At 71.3% G+C, this 14,386-nt stretch carries 12 protein-coding genes; 1 reads left to right on the top strand and 11 read right to left on the bottom strand.

Going from position 1 to position 14,386, the window contains the following annotated elements; all coding sequences use genetic code 11:
• Positions 1-143: 143 nt before the first annotated feature.
• From ACIGFK_RS04495 to ACIGFK_RS04455, 9 genes are all read right to left on the bottom strand, one after another.
• Positions 144-2,645, bottom strand: a complete 2,502-nt coding sequence (locus ACIGFK_RS04495; protein WP_400050499.1) for an RICIN domain-containing protein — start codon at positions 2,643-2,645, stop codon at positions 144-146.
• A gap of 163 nt (positions 2,646-2,808) precedes the next feature.
• Positions 2,809-3,645 carry a ketose-bisphosphate aldolase gene (locus tag ACIGFK_RS04490; RefSeq protein WP_386463844.1) on the bottom strand — a complete coding sequence of 279 codons (837 nt, stop codon included), beginning with the start codon at positions 3,643-3,645 and terminating at the stop codon, positions 2,809-2,811.
• Positions 3,626-4,558 (bottom strand): 1-phosphofructokinase family hexose kinase, encoded by a 933-nt coding sequence (locus ACIGFK_RS04485; RefSeq protein WP_400050497.1) that lies wholly within the window; start codon positions 4,556-4,558, stop codon positions 3,626-3,628. Before ACIGFK_RS04485 ends, ACIGFK_RS04490 begins: the two co-directional genes overlap by 20 nt.
• Positions 4,555-5,544: an ROK family protein gene (locus ACIGFK_RS04480; RefSeq protein ID WP_400050496.1), complete on the bottom strand. Its 990-nt coding sequence runs from the start codon at positions 5,542-5,544 to the stop codon at positions 4,555-4,557. Before ACIGFK_RS04480 ends, ACIGFK_RS04485 begins: the two co-directional genes overlap by 4 nt.
• A complete protein-coding gene (locus ACIGFK_RS04475; RefSeq protein ID WP_376655898.1) occupies positions 5,537-6,499 on the bottom strand; it encodes an SIS domain-containing protein in 963 nt (320 codons plus the stop codon). The genes ACIGFK_RS04480 and ACIGFK_RS04475 overlap by 8 nt, the downstream gene beginning before the upstream one ends.
• A 79-nt stretch (positions 6,500-6,578) precedes the next feature.
• Positions 6,579-8,378: a beta-galactosidase gene (locus ACIGFK_RS04470; RefSeq protein ID WP_376655909.1), complete on the bottom strand. Its 1,800-nt coding sequence runs from the start codon at positions 8,376-8,378 to the stop codon at positions 6,579-6,581.
• A 50-nt stretch (positions 8,379-8,428) separates the two neighbouring features.
• The gene (locus ACIGFK_RS04465; protein ID WP_400050495.1) at positions 8,429-9,334 is read right to left on the bottom strand and encodes a carbohydrate ABC transporter permease; all 906 of its coding nucleotides are present in this window, start codon (positions 9,332-9,334) and stop codon (positions 8,429-8,431) included.
• On the bottom strand, positions 9,331-10,149 hold the full coding sequence (locus tag ACIGFK_RS04460) for a carbohydrate ABC transporter permease (RefSeq protein WP_386463834.1): 819 nt from the start codon (positions 10,147-10,149) through the stop codon (positions 9,331-9,333). Before ACIGFK_RS04460 ends, ACIGFK_RS04465 begins: the two co-directional genes overlap by 4 nt.
• Positions 10,150-10,421: 272 nt before the next feature.
• Positions 10,422-11,717, bottom strand: a complete 1,296-nt coding sequence (locus ACIGFK_RS04455; protein ID WP_400050493.1) for an ABC transporter substrate-binding protein — start codon at positions 11,715-11,717, stop codon at positions 10,422-10,424.
• A 232-nt stretch (positions 11,718-11,949) separates the two neighbouring features.
• Here ACIGFK_RS04455 and ACIGFK_RS04450 point away from each other — a divergent pair, with 232 nt between their 5' ends.
• Positions 11,950-12,984 (top strand): LacI family DNA-binding transcriptional regulator, encoded by a 1,035-nt coding sequence (locus tag ACIGFK_RS04450; RefSeq protein WP_376655903.1) that lies wholly within the window; start codon positions 11,950-11,952, stop codon positions 12,982-12,984.
• A gap of 748 nt (positions 12,985-13,732) precedes the next feature.
• Here the strand turns inward: ACIGFK_RS04450 and ACIGFK_RS04445 are convergent.
• Together ACIGFK_RS04445 and ACIGFK_RS04440 are read right to left on the bottom strand one after the other, a co-directional pair.
• Positions 13,733-13,906 carry a hypothetical protein gene (locus ACIGFK_RS04445; protein WP_386463826.1) on the bottom strand — a complete coding sequence of 58 codons (174 nt, stop codon included), beginning with the start codon at positions 13,904-13,906 and terminating at the stop codon, positions 13,733-13,735.
• A gap of 97 nt (positions 13,907-14,003) precedes the next feature.
• Positions 14,004-14,351 carry a hypothetical protein gene (locus tag ACIGFK_RS04440; protein ID WP_400050598.1) on the bottom strand — a complete coding sequence of 116 codons (348 nt, stop codon included), beginning with the start codon at positions 14,349-14,351 and terminating at the stop codon, positions 14,004-14,006.
• Positions 14,352-14,386 lie beyond the last annotated feature (35 nt).

Here is a 14,386-nt window from a genome sequence, read left to right as displayed (position 1 = left end):
CCAGCTCACGGACACCTTTCGGCGGAGGCCCGGTCGGCAGAGGGGAACGCGGCTCCAGCCGCGGCGGTCGGTCGACGTGTGGCGTGCGGAGACCTGCCGGGGCACCCGGGTGGGGCCGGGACCCCGGCAGGCCTGTCAAGGCCTCAGTTGATGGTCCACTGCTGGAGTGCGGTGCCGGTGTCGGGCTGCTGGGTGACGAGTGCGCCATTGGCGGAGGAGGCGGTGGTCAGGAGCAGTCCGCTCGCGGCGGAGGCGACCGTGTGGCTGCCGTTGGCCTGCCGGGTGATGTTCCAGCGCTGGTTGGCGCCGGCGGTGCAGGTCCACTGGATGATCTTCGCGCCGGCGCTGGTGGAGCCCCCTTCGACGTCGGCGCACAGGCCGGACTCGCTGTTCTTGAGCTGGTACGAGCCGTCGGTCTGCTGGGTGAAGGCCCACCTCTGGTTGGCGCCGCTGTTGGGAGACCAGGTGATGAGCTGGGTGCCGGGGGTGGTGCTGTGGCCGGGGTTGTCGAGTGCCTTGCCTCCGGCGGTGAGGGAGTGGACTCCGCCCAGGGCGGCGGTGACCGCCCAGGTGAACGTTGCCGAGCCGGCGGCGGTGCCGGAGGCTGCGGTGACCGTCACGGTCGAGGTTCCGGCGGTGGTGGGGGTGCCGGTGATCAGGCCGCCGGAGCTGATGCTCAGTCCGGCGGGCAGGCCGGTCGCCGTGAAGGTCACGGGCTTGCCGAGGGAATCGGTTGCCTGAAGCTGGAGGGAGACGGCCTTGTCCGTGGTGCCGGCCTGGTTGCCCGGGTTGGTGACCGTCACCGTTTCGGGTGCCTGGGCGACCGGGGTCAGTGTCAGGGTCTGCTCGGCGGCCGTGCGGGTGCCGCCGACCGCGTTGCCGGTGGTGTTGGTCCAGCTGCGGGTGGGCGTGGTCTCGGCGAGGCGGGTGGAGTCCTCGGAGAGACCGATGACGAGGCCGCTGTACCGATTGACGATCTTGTACGAGCCGGTGGAGGTGCCATCGGCGGGCGAGGTGCCGCGGATGAGGAACCACTGCTGGCCGACGGTGGGCCCGCCGGTTCCGGCCGCGGTGACGGTGGGCTTGGTGCCCCAGGCGCGGGTTGCCGTGGAGGTGGCGCCCACTCCGAGGAGCTGACCGGTGCCGGAGTTGGCCACGCGGTACGAGCCGTCGCCGTTCGAAGCGAAGGTCCACGACTCGAGGCCGGACCCGGTGGCTGCGGCGTTCGAGGTGGTGGCCGAGCTGCCGGGGACCTGCGCCAGGACCCGGCCGCCGGCGCTGCTGATGCGGTAGGCCTTGGAGGTGTCGACCGGCGCCGCGGGCTCGGTCGTGTCGATCGCGAGGTTGACGTACTCGCTGCTCGCTCCGCCGGAGCAGCCGAAGGAGCAGTACGAGCGGAAGTTCTTGCCGACGATCGTGGAGCCGGTCTTGTTGCCGCTGTCGAGGAACCATCGGTACCAGGAGGCGTTCTTGTAGCTGCCCGTGTCGCCGAGACGGAACCACTTCTGGGTGGTCAGGTCGGCGGTGGCGTAGATCTCCTGGGAGGCGTTGCCGCTCTGGTCGACCGCTTGGGGCTGGCCGATGTACAGGCCGAGGTGGGCGTTGTAGGTGATGTCCATGACGAACAGCGGGGATGTCGCGGGCATCAGGCCGGCGGCGATCTGCTGGCTCACTGAGCCGCTGTTGGCCGGGTCGTACTCCTTCGACGGCGGGGTGTATCCGGTCGTGCTCCCGGAGCCGACGGGGACCATGTTGCTCTCGCGGCCGCCGACGCCCGGCTCGGACCAGGCGCCGTCGTACCACTTCTGCCAGGAGCCGGGAGCCATCTTCGCCGAGATCGGAGCGCGGGCGACGTGCCCGTAGAACGCGGCCCAGCCGCCGCCCTTGTTCACGATGCGGGAGCCGTAGAACGCGTAGAAGTACCCGGAACCTGTGTCGACGAACAGCCGCTGGTCACCGGTGCCGTAGTGGAAGGTCTGCTGCGGGAAGGCGGCGCTGTCGCCGCGCTCGGTGCTGTAGTGCGAGGTGATGACGTGGTCCTTGATGGTCCACGTGCGGCCCTGGTCCTTGGAGACGGCGTAGTCGATGCCGTCGTAGTGCAGGCCGTCGGCGAACGGCTGCGGGGTGAACTCGTTGTGCACGAGTCCGTACCAGTCGCCGGTGTCCGGGTCGACCCAGACGCCCGCGAGGTCGCAGTAGTTCCGGTGCGCGTAGCCCGACCCCGCCGGGGCGGGCGTCGATTCGAGCCCGGTCGGGCTGTTGTTGCAGCGCCAAGTGGTGTCGTTGTTCCGGTCGTTGGAATTGGCCGGGTTGACCGCGTCGCTGATGGCGCCGGACCGGGTGGCGGTGTCGAGGTTCGTCCCGGTGAAGAACGTCCACTTGCGGGGGTCGTTGGCGCCGTAGAGCGCGTGGGCCTGCTGGAAGTAGAACGTGCCGTCCTTGTCGACGTAGGTGCCGGCGGGGGTGTCGTCAGGGTGCGTCCAGGAGCCCTTGGCTCCGACGGTGACGGTGTAGGCGGGGGCGGAGGCGGAGGCAGGGGCGGTCGACGCCGCGGATGCCGTGGGCATCAGCAGCGTGCTGCCGCCGGAGGCGACCAGCGCGGCGGCGGCGAGTGCGCCGGCCAGTCTGCTTCGAGGAGTGGTCACGGGTACTCCCTGATCCGAGGAGCCGAGTGGGGCGGCTCCTTCGATGGTCCGTCGTCCTTCGGGACGGCGGTTGTGCTCGGGACCGCGGTGACACGGCCCGAGTGCGGTGCTCCCGCGCCGGGCAGGACGACCCGGGGCGCGGGGCAGTGTGGGGGGCCGGTCCTCAGACGCCCGCCAGGACGTTGAGGAGGCGCGCGACTTCCGCCGCGACCTCCTCACGGGCAGGGCCGAGGTACTTGCGGGAGTCGCTGACCGCGGGCTGACGGTGGAGTTCGCGCCGGACGGTCGCGGAGAAGATGCCGTTGAGGTGGGTGGAGATGTTGACCTTCGTCATCCCCGCCGCCACGGCCTTGGCGAGGTCGCCGTCCGAGACGCCCGACGAACCGTGGAGGACCAGCGGCACGCGGGTGGCGCTGCGCAGGCGGGCGATCAGTCCGAAGTCCAGCACGGCGTCGCGGGTGGCCATCGCGTGGGAGCTGCCGACCGCCACCGCCAGGCAGTCCACCGCGGTCGCCTCGGCGAACTCCCGGGCCTCCCGCGGGTCGGTGCGGACGCCCGGAGCGTGCGCGCCGTCCTTGCCGCCCACCTCGCCGAGCTCCGCCTCGACGAGCACGTCGGCCCGGTGCCCGTACTCGGTGACCGCCCGGGTGGCCGCGACGTTCTGCCCGTACGGCAGCTTGGAGGCGTCGAACATCACGGACGTGAAACCGAGCCGAACGGCTTCGTGCACCAGGTCCACGGACTCGGCGTGGTCCAGATGGACGGCCACCGGCACCGTCGCCTGCTCGGCCAGCGCGAGTGCGGCGCGGCCGATCGGTGCGAGGGAGCCGTGGTAGCGGACGGTGTTCTCGCTGATCTGGAGGATCACGGGCAGGTCCGCCCGGTGCGCGCCGTCCACGATGGCTTCGGCGTGTTCGAGCTGGACGACGTTGAACGCTCCGACACCCCGGTTCCGGGCGTACGCGGGACCGATGATGTCGTCAGTGGCCGTCAAGGGCATGGGGCGTCTCCACACTCACGGTCGTACGGAACTGGTCGTAGAGGTCGCGGCGGAAATCGCCCGCGAGGGGTGCCGGGACGGCGGCCGCGGACAGCGCGACGGCATCCCGCAGGAGCTCCGGCCAGGGCGATCCGGCCGCGAGACCGGCGGCGAGCGCGGCGATGCAGGCGTCACCCGCGCCGGTCGGGTTGCCGCGCAGCCGGGCGGGCGGCACGGCGCGGTAGCGCGCTTCCCGGGTGACGGCGTGCAGGCCCTCGGGGCCGTCGGAGGCGACGACCGTCCGAGCGCCGCGCGCCTGGAGTTCCGCGGCCGCTTCGGCTACATCGGACCGGCCGGTGACCTCGCGGATCTCCGCCGCGTTCGGCTTGATGACGTCCGGGCCGGCGTCCAGGGCGGAGAGCAGCGCGGCGCCGCTGGTGTCGAGGACGGTCACGGCCCCGGCGTCACGGGCCGTCGCCACCAGTCCCGCGTAGCTGTCGCACGGCGGACCTGGTGGGAGGCTGCCGGCGAGAACGACGACGTCGGCCCGGGCGGCGAGTTCGGCGAACCGCCTGGTGAAGGCCCGCCACGACCGGGCGTCGACGTGCGGCCCGGGCGGGTTGAACACCGTGGCGTCCCCGCTTCGCTCCGAGACGAGGGTGACGGTCCTGCGGGATTCACCCCGTACGGGCACCAGTGCGTCCTTCACGCCGGACGCACGCAGGTCCTCGCGGAGGATCCGGCCGGTCGTACCTGCGACCAGCCCCGTGGCGAGCACCGGGTGGCCCAGTGCCGCCAGGACGCGCGCCACGTTGATGCCCTTGCCACCGGCCCGCTCGGCGGTCCGCCGGACGCGGTGGGAGGTGTGGGGGGTCACCTCGTCGACGAAGTGGGTGACGTCGAGGGCGGCGTTGAGGGTGACCGTGAGGATCACGGAGCTCCCCCCACCCGGTCGGCCACCCGCTCGGCCGGCCTGGCGGCTGCCGGGTCGGCGTCGGCGGCCGCCCAGCCGAGCAGGCCCGCTCCGAGGCAGCCGGCCTGCGCCCCGAGAGCCGCCCGCACCAGCTCCGGTCGGCGGTGACAGCTCAGACGGCGGTCGAGCGCGACGCGCAGCGGGTCGATCAGGAGGCCGCCGGCACGGGACAGGCCCCCTCCGACCACGATCACTTCCGGAGCGAGGACCGCGGCACACGCGGCAAACGCGTCCGCCAGGGCCTCGACCGCGCGGACCCATACGTGGCAGGCCGCCGGATCGGCACGGGCCACGAGCGCCGCGACCTCCTCGGCCCCCTCGACCTCGTGCCCCGACCGGGCGCTGTAGGCGGCTGCGATCGCACGGGCCGAGGCCACTGTCTCCAGGCAGCCCCTCCTGCCGCACGCGCACTGCCCGGTCCCGGCGGCGACCGTCAGGTGTCCGAGTTCTCCGGCGTATCCGCCGGCACGGAACGGACGGCCTTCGACCAGGAGGGCGGCGGAGATACCCGTACCGATGGCCACGAACAGGGCGTCGTCGAAGCCACGGGCCGCGCCGAGCCTGCTCTCCGCCATGCCGCCGGCGCGGACGTCGTGGCCGATCCGGACCGCGAGTCCCGTCGCGTCCGTGAGCAACGCGGCCAGGGGCAGGTCGCGCCAGCCGAGGTTGACCGAGTGCACGGCGCGCTGCAAGGGCTCGTCGACGATGCCCGGGACCACTACGCCGGCCGCGACGGGTTCCACGCCGACGCAGACCGCTTCGGACGCCAGGCCGCGCATCAGCCGAGTGATCGCGTCCACCGTGGCCTCGGGGCCCTGGTGTCGCGGGGTCGCGCCGCTCAGGGTCGTCAGCGGCCGCATGGTGCGGTCGAGGAGCGCGCCCTTCATCGACGTGCCACCGACGTCCAGAGCGATCACGCAGGTGCGGGTGCCGGCACGCTCAGGCATGCTCGCCGGCCAGCACCACGGAGCGGCTCAGGGCTCGGGGCCTGTCCGGGTCGAGGCCCCGCGCGCCGGCCACGTGGACGGCCAGGCGCTGGGCCCGTACGAGGTCGGCCAGCGGGTCCACGTCTCCCACCGCGCCGCCGGATTCGGCGAGGTAGGCGACACCGGTACGGGCGACGTCGGCGGCGAGGCCGTACGGTGCGGGGCCGAAGACCCAGGTGCCCCGGCCGGGGCCGGCGATGCTGATGGGGCCGTGGCGGTACTCCATCGCCGGGTACGCCTCCGTCCAGGCGCCGGCCGCCTCCCGCATCTTCAGCCCCGCCTCCAGCGCGAGGCCGTAGGCCCAGCCGTCGCCCAGGAAGGTGATCTGCTCCGCCGCGCACATCTCCTCGGGCAGCGGTGCGGCAACGGCCCGCTCGGCATCGGCGGCGGCCTGCGCGATCGTGCGCACTCCCCGGGGCAGCGGGCCCTGGCTCTCCAGGTGGGCCCGCAGAAGGGCGAGGGCCGTCGTGGCGAACCGGGTCTGCACGACCGACTGCTCGTCTGCGTAGGCGAGTTCGACGACGCCGTCGGCGACATCGGCCACCGGGGTGCCCGCGTCGGCGGTGACGGCGGTGACCGGCGCCTGCCCCCGCAGCTTCGCCAGCAGGTCCAGGACCTCGGTGGTGGTGCCCGAGCGGGTCAGTGCCACGATGCGGTCGTAGCGGCGGCCCACGGGGAACAGGGAGGCGGCGAAGGCATCCGTCTCGCCTTGACCGGCCTGCTCGCGCAGTTCGGCGTAGGCCAGGGCCATGAACCAGGACGTTCCGCAGCCGATGACGGCCACGCGCTCGCCGGTCCGGGGCAGGACGCCCCGGTGGCCGGTGACCGAGGCGGCCGCCCTGCGCCAACAGTCCGGTTGGGAGGCGATCTCCCGAGAAGTGTGGGAGGTGTACGCGGAGTCCGGGGAAGTGGACATCGGTGCTGGATTCCTTCGAGGCGTTGCGCGGTCGCTGAATCGACCACGCGAGGTGGCAGGTGGGAGGCGCGCCGGCGGATCAGTCGAAGGTCTCGACGTATTCCTCGCAGGGCCCGAGAGCGGGCGCGTCCACGAGGTCGACGCGGTGGCCGAAGCGGTCGAGTTCGAGGATCGTCAGGATGTTGTCCCCCGTGCGCAGCAGCGGACGGGGAAGGTACAGGGTCGTCTGCGGGCCCACCTCCCAGTAGCGGCCGAGCAGGGTGTCGTTGACCCAGACGAAGCCCTTGCCGAAGCCGGGCAGGGTCAGGAAGGTGTCGGCGGGCTCCTCGACGTACAGACGTGCGGTGGCGATGCCGCGGCAGTCGGCGGCCTCGGTGGCCGCGCCGGCGCGCATGAGGTCCTCGGCGGTCCATTCGTCCAGCGGCAGGGGGTACATGGACCATCCGTGGACGAGCCGCCGCTCCACGCGGACCCCGCCCAGGATGCCCTTGCCCTGTCCGAGCAGCGGGCCGTAGTTGATGCGTCCCTGGTTCTCCACCAGCACGTCGAGCTGGATCGCCGCGCCCGTGCCGGTGACGCCGAAGGACGCCGTCGGCCGGTCCAGGACGGTGACGAGGGTGCCGTCGACGAAGACCTGTGCGCGATCGTGCAGACCGGTGACCGTCACCTCGTGGGTGCCGGGCGGGATGACCGGGTGTGCGGTGTAGAGCACGAGGCCGGCGGCTTGTCCGAGCTCCTCGAAGCTCAGCGGGTTGGCGGCGTGCACGGGCGTCGACACCGACCTCAGCGCAGCCAGCAGCGCGGATCCGCGGTGGACCGGAAGGGTGGCGGGCTCCAGGAGGGGCGGGTCGTCCGGCGGAACGGGGACGGGCCGTGTGCTGTGGGGGGCGAGCTTGTCGCGCAGCGCGTGGAACTTGGGGGTGAGCGCGCCGTGCTCGGCCACGGGGGCGTCGGAGTCGTAGCTGGTGACGGTCGGCTGGAGGGCCATGCCGTCGTGGTTGGCGCCGGCCCACAGCCCGAAGTTGGTGCCGCCGTGTGCCATGTACAGGCTCAGCGACCCGCCTTGGGCCAGGATGCCCTCGACGTCGTCGGCGGCGCTCGAAGGGGACCGGACGTGGTGCTTCTCGCCCCAGTGGTCGAACCAGCCGTTCCAGAACTCGGCACAGAGGAAGGGCTCGCCGGCGCGGCGCGAGCGCAGCAGCCCGGCGGCCTGGTCGGGGCGTGAGCCGAACGTGGCGGCCGCCAGTTCACCGGGAAGGCTGCCGCCGTCGAGCATCAGCGGTGTGGGCCCGTCCGCGGTGAACAGCAGCTCGGAGACGCCGCGCGCCGCCAGGGCGTCGCGCAGCCAGCGCATGTAGGTGTGGTCGTCGCCGTAGCTGCCGTACTCGTTCTCGATCTGCACGGCCACGACCGGGCCGTCGTACGCCGCCTGATGGTCGGCGATGAGCGGGATCAGTACGTCGAACCAGCGTCCGACCTCGTCGAGGTACGCGCGGTGGCTGCTCCTGGGGCGCATGCCGGGCTGTCCGGTCAGCCAGGCGGGCAGGCCGCCGTTGTCCCATTCGGCGCAGATGTACGGGCCGGGGCGGACGATGACGTCCAGGCCGGTCTCCTCGGCGAGCCGGAGGAACCGCGGCAGGTCACGCCAGCCGTCGAAGCGGATGTCACCGCGCGTGCGCTCGTGGAAGTTCCACGGCACGTAGGTGTCCACGGTGTTCAGGCCGAGTGCGGCGACGCGCTGGAGGCGGTCGGCCCACTGCTCCGGGTGGACGCGGAAGTAGTGCAGGGAGCCGGACAGGACCCGGTGGGGCCGCCCGTGGCGCAGGAAGGTGCCGTCGGCCCAGCTCAGCACGGGTGGCTTGACCAGCGCATCGGCCACGGGGGCGGGGCGGGCGGTGCAGGGGGACCCGGTGGTGAGGGCGGGAGAGGTCACTTGACGGCTCCGGCGGTCATGCCCGCGCGCCAGAAGCGCTGGAGCGCGAGGAAGGCGATCAGAAGCGGGGCGATGGAGACCAGTGATCCGATGACGACGAGGGACGGGGGTACGGCGACGTGGCTGGCGTTCCAGGCGACGAGACCGACGGTGACCGGCTGCAGCCGGTCGTCTCCCAGGACCATGGCGGGCAGCAGGTAGTTGTTCCAGATCTCGACGAACTGGAACAGGAAGATCGTGACGAGCGCGGGGAGCATCATCCGTACCGCGATCGTGCGGAAGATGCGGAACTCACCCGCGCCGTCGAGGCGGCCGGCTTCGAGGACCTCGTCGGGCACGCTCTGCTCGGCGAAGACGCGCGCGAGGTAGACACCGAAGGGGCTGACGACGCTCGGAAGCAGGACCGCCAGAGGGTTGTCGATCAGGTGAACGCCCGAGAACATCAGGTACAGCGGCAGCGTGAACAGCACCTTGGGCACGAGGACGGCTGCCAGGACCAGGGAGAACAGCATCCCGCGGCCGGGGAAGTCGTACTTGGCCAGGGCGTAGCCGGTCAGGGCGGACAGGGCGGTGCCGATGAGCGCGCCGATGCCGCAGTACAGAACGCTGTTGAACATCCAGCGCCAGAAGATGCCGTCGTCCTGGCTGCTGAGCCGGGCGACGTTGTCGAACAGGCCGAAGCCGTCGAACCACAGGCCGCTGCCGCTGAACTGCTCCCCGAAGGGTTTGGTCGCCGACACCAGCAGCCACCACAGCGGGAAGAGGAAGTAGAACGCGGACAGGCCCAGCAGGGCGAGTACGGTGACGCGGCCGGCGGGGCGCGTACCGCGGCGGGGGCCGATCCGGGTGGGCGCGGGGGCGGGAACGGGGGTGGGGGTGGGGGTGGGGATCACCGTGGTCATGCCTGCTCTCCTCGGCGTGTCAGCTTGAAGAAGATGAGCGACACCACTCCCACAGCGACCGCGAGCAGGACCGACTGGGCCGCCGCGTAGGGGTAGTTGCCCGCCGCGACCGCGCTCTGAGCCGACATCAGAGGCGTGAAGGCGGAGGAGATCGAACCGCCGGAGACCGGCTGCAGGACGGTCGGCTCGTTGAACAGCTGGGCCGATCCGATGATCGAGAACACCGTGGTGAGCACCAGCGCGCCCCGTACCGCGGGGATCTTGATGCTCCAGGCGATCCGCAGGGCGGAGGCTCCGTCCATGCGGGCGGCTTCGAGTACCTCGGCGGGGATGGACTGCAGGGCCGCGTAGATGATGATCATGTTGTAGCCGGCCCAGCTCCAGGTGACGATGTTGGCCACCGACCACAACACGACGTCGTCGTCGAAGAACGGGATGGTGACGGAGAGCGGTTCGAGCAGCCGGTTGAGCGGGCTGGACGTCGAGGAGTACATGAACGACCACACGAGCGCGGCGCTGACGCCGGGAATCGCGTAGGGGATGAAGCTCGTCAGGCGGAAGAATCCCCGGCCCCGCGCCGACTTGGAGTCGATGAGCAGGGCCAGCGCCAGTGCCACTGCCAGCATGAGCGGCACCTGTACGACGCCGAACAGGGCCACGCGGCCGAGCGAGGCCGTGAACGAGCCGTCGTGAACGGCGCGCACGTAGTTGTCCAGAGGGGCGAAGACCTCCGTCGGGGCGGTCAGACCCAGCCCCGACCGGCGGACGGTGAAGAGGCTGCTGTAGGCCGCGTACAGGATCGGTGCGATGTACACGGCCAGGAACAGCGCGAAGAACGGGGCGCAGAAGAGCCATGGGCCCGGTCGTCGTGGGCGCCCGGAGAGGGCTCCGCGTGCGGGCCGGGACGGCGCGGCGGCCGCCGGGCGCCGTCCGGTTGCGCGTGCCGAAGGGGAGGCTTGGGTCACGAACGGGTCCTCACTGTGGTTCGCCCCGCCGGTCGGCGAGTCAACGGCGGGGCGACTGCTTGCACTTGCTGATGACGGGGCGGGGCGGGAGGGACCTGCCGCTCCCCGCCCGGGCGGCAGTGCTACGGGGCGACGGCCAGGCCCTGCTTGCGCATTTCGGCCAGGGTGGAGTCCTGAGCGTGGCCCAGCGCCTGCGCGATGGTGCCCTTTCCGGTCCACGCCTTGCCGAGACCGTCATTGAGATCCGCGACCGTGGAGGTCATCAGCGGGCCCCAGGTCCACTCGGGGTCGACGTCGGGCGTGGCCGCGGCGAAGACCTCGTAGATCTGCTGCCCGCCGAAGTAGGGGTCGGCCTTCAGCTGCGGCAGGTGGAGCAGATCGTTCGCGGCAGGATAGAGAGAAGCCTTCTCGACCAGCGCGCCGAACGCCTGCTTGTCCGTTCCCAGCCAGTGGGCGAACTCCCACGCGGCCGCGCTGTCCTCGCAGCCCTTGAGTACGGCCGTGGCCGATCCGCCGGCGTTGCCGACCTTCTTGTCGCCCTCCTGCCACTGCGGCATGGGGGCGACGGCCCACTGCCCGTTCCCGTCCTTGGCGCCGCCCTTGATGACTCCCGCCTGCCACACCGCCCCGACGACCGTGGCGATGTCGCCGTTGCCCAGCCCCGTGTACCACGCCTGGTCGTACATGGGGGCGCTGCTGATCAGGCCGTCGTTCGCGAGGCCCTGCCAGTAGTCCGCGACCTTCTTGTTCTCCGCGGAAGCCATGCTGACCTTCCAGGCGTCCTTGTCGACGCCGAACCACTCGGCCCCCGCCTGCCAGGCGAGCCCGGCGTAGTCGTAGTCGAGGTAGGGAGAAGAGATGAACCGCTTGGGGTCGGAGGCGTGGATCTTCTCCCCCACGGCGCGGTACTCGGCCCAGGTGGCCGGCGGCTTCAGACCGAGCGAGTCGAACAGCTTCTTGTTGTAGAAGAGGGCCATGGGGCCGGTGTCCACCGGAGCTCCGTAGACGGCCTTGCCGAGACTCACCGAGTTCCAGGCGGCGCTCTGGTACTCCTGCTTGGCGGAGCCGACGTGCTTCGACACGTCCTGGAGGGCGCCCTGGGCGGCGAAGCTGGGCATCGTCTCGTACCCCACCTGGGCCAGACAGGGCGCGTTGCCCGCCTTCACGGCATTCAGCATCTTCTGGTAGCCGCCCTTCGCCCCGGGCTGCACCGTCTGGTACGTGACCTTGATGTCCGGGTGGCCGGCGTTGAAGGCGTTGACGGCGTCCTCGTAGCCCGGGGCCCATCCCCAGAATGTTATCGATGCCTTTCCGGAGGCCGATGCGGCGCCGGAGCCCGATCCCGAGCAGCCGGTGGCCGCGAGGGCGAGGGTGAGGGCACCCGCCACTCCCGCAAGACGGATGAAACTACGCTTCACAGCTCCTCCTGAGTGCCGCGGCAGGCAACGGAGACGTCCTGCACGGGGGTCGCCTGTCCGACGGTGCATACCGGCGGTGTCGTCCGCCCGGTGCGCTGATGGCCGAAACTATGGCAGAGAATGTTATCGATGCCAATAGGCGGTAGCGACTGATGCCCTGACCGGCGAAACTGCACGTGAACAGCCATGTGAGCGATACCATTGACCAGGCAGGACAAGCGAAAGGGATCCCATGGTGAAGAGCGGTGACGCCAACAGCGGAGCGCGCCCCCCGGGCATGGTGGACGTCGCCCGGGTCGCCGGCGTGTCCGCGCAGACCGTCTCGCGTGCCCTCGCCGGGCACTCCAACGTGCAGGAGAAGACGCGCGCGAAGGTCCTGGCCGCGGTCGAACAGCTCGGCTACCGCCGCAACAACGCCGCCCGGATGCTCTCGTCGGGCCGGAGCCGGACCATCGGTGTCGTGACCCTCCAGACGAGCTTCTACTCCAGGGCCGCCGTCACCTCCGGCATCGAGAAGGCCGCTCATGAGGCCGGCTACTCCGTCAGCGCCGCCACCACCGCCTCGCTGGACACCTTCGCCATCGAGAACGCGCTCTCCCGGCTCGCCGACCAGGACGTCGAAGGGATCATCCTCTCGGTGCCCCTCATCCACACCAGCAGCAGGATCGAGCAGCTCACCCGCTCCACGCCCACCGTCACCATCGACGGCTCGCGCACCGAGGCGACCGAGGTCCTCGCCATCGACCAGGTCCAGGCCGCCCGCATCGCCACCCAGCACCTGCTGGACCTCGGACACGAGACGGTGTGGCACATCGCCGGCCCGGCGGAGTGGCTGGAATCGGCCCACCGCCGCGACGGCTGGCAGTCCGCCCTCGAAAGCGCGGGCCGAGCCGTCCCGCCACCGCTGGACGGGGACTGGTCACCCGCCTCGGGCTACCGCAACGGCCTGGTGCTCGCACGGATCCCGGACGTCACCGCCATCTTCGTCGCGAGCGACGAGATGGCCTTCGGGGTGATCAGGGCCCTGCACGAGGTGGGTCGGCGCGTACCGGACGACATCTCGGTCGTCGGATTCGACGACATCGAGCTCGCCGAGTACTGCTCGCCCTCCCTCACCACCATCGCCCAGCCGTTCCAGCACATGGGCACCCTCGCGGTGACCCATCTGCTCCGCCAGATCGACGCCCCTGGCGCCGTCCCCGAGCCGCGCTCGGTCGAACCGCGCCTCGTCGTACGTTCCAGCACGACGACCGCACCCGTTCGCTGAGCCCTGGCGCCGGCGGGGGCCTGCCCGGCACTCGTGCATGCGGCAGTACCAGCATGGCGAGCACGGAGTCGTCCTGACGGACGGAGACGGAGCCGTCCCACTCGGTCGGCCTGGTCACGTCACGCTGTCCGTGCGGGCTGGGCAGGAGAGCTGATCAGTGGGTCTGCTGCCGCGGGCGGCGGGTGCCACGGCAGGAGCCGGTGGTGACCGCTTCTGGTTCTGCTCGCGGGGTGCCGTCGTCGCGTGGGTGGGAGGTCTGCCTGTACTGGCGGGGCCGCCGCCTGCACCGTTGTCGTTGTAGACGCTCTCAGGGTCGGCGCGCCGAACCCGCGCCAGTCGGCGAACCGCCGCGATTCCACCACCGTTTCGCAGCACTCATGAAGCCGATCGACGAGCAGCACATCGCGCAGCCCGGCTTGGTGGTACTGAACATCACCGGCGGGGGCGCAGAGACCGTCCGCACCCGTCATGGCCGCACTGAAGGAACGCTGGGCGACCTCGGTCATCGGCCTTGTGCGCCGAAACTCCGGTGAGCCCGGGGTCCGGGCCGGATCCATGCCGACGTCCTGCGCCCGGGCCGGGAAGGTCTGCCCTCCGATGGCCGGCCGAACCGGCGCTCGTCCGCGCCTCCCGGGCCGTCACGGACCGGATTCTCTCTCGAAGGCAGCGGCCCCCAGGACCGAGCCACCGCCCGGTCCCGGCTCACCGAACGCCAAGATCCGGCTACCTTCTCCGTCCAGCGATGCGTCTACCGGGGGTCGCGCAGGCCGGTGCGGCGGACGGCCCGCTCGCCGAGGTGCAGGAAGGTACCGACGGGCAGTGCGTACAGCTCGAGACCGTGGGTGAGGATGTTCTCCCCGAGCTCTCCGGGGCCCAGTGGGTACCCGGTGGCGGTGAAATCGTCCAGGAGCTCGGCGGGCAATAGGCGGACCTGAGGGGCGCCGAGGCGACACGTGGCCAGCGTCGATCATCTCGCCCGAGATCGCCCACGCCGTCGCGGGCGTCGGCTCCTTCTCCGTCTACCCGAGTTCACCGAGACGGAGGGCATCCCTCATCTCGCTGAGCTTCGCGGTCATGGCCGGGGTCCGCTCCTGCGCTTGTTCAGCGAGTCGGAGGGCGTCGTCAATCTCGCTGAGCTTCACGGAGGACAGGACGGCCGCCCGCTCTATCAGGTCGTCCCGGGACACGGTGGTCAGCCACGTGCACGGGGTGAAGCCTGGACGCGGGAACGCGAGCCGCAGCACGCCTTCGAACGGCACCCCTTCATCGGCACCGACGGTCACTTCGATGCCCAGACCGCTGATGTCGACGCCCGCCGGAGCGACGACCTGCATCACCCGGATTCCGGACATGTCGTCTCCCGACAGCAGTACGACCAGCCTCTGCTCGTCGAACTGGGCCC

The sequence above is a fragment of the Streptomyces sp. NPDC085524 genome, assembly GCF_044541755.1.
In the GTDB taxonomy this organism is placed as follows: Bacteria; Actinomycetota; Actinomycetes; order Streptomycetales; family Streptomycetaceae; genus Streptomyces.
The sequence above is the reverse complement of the archived record's forward strand: the minus strand, read 5'-3'. Positions and strand labels throughout refer to the sequence as shown.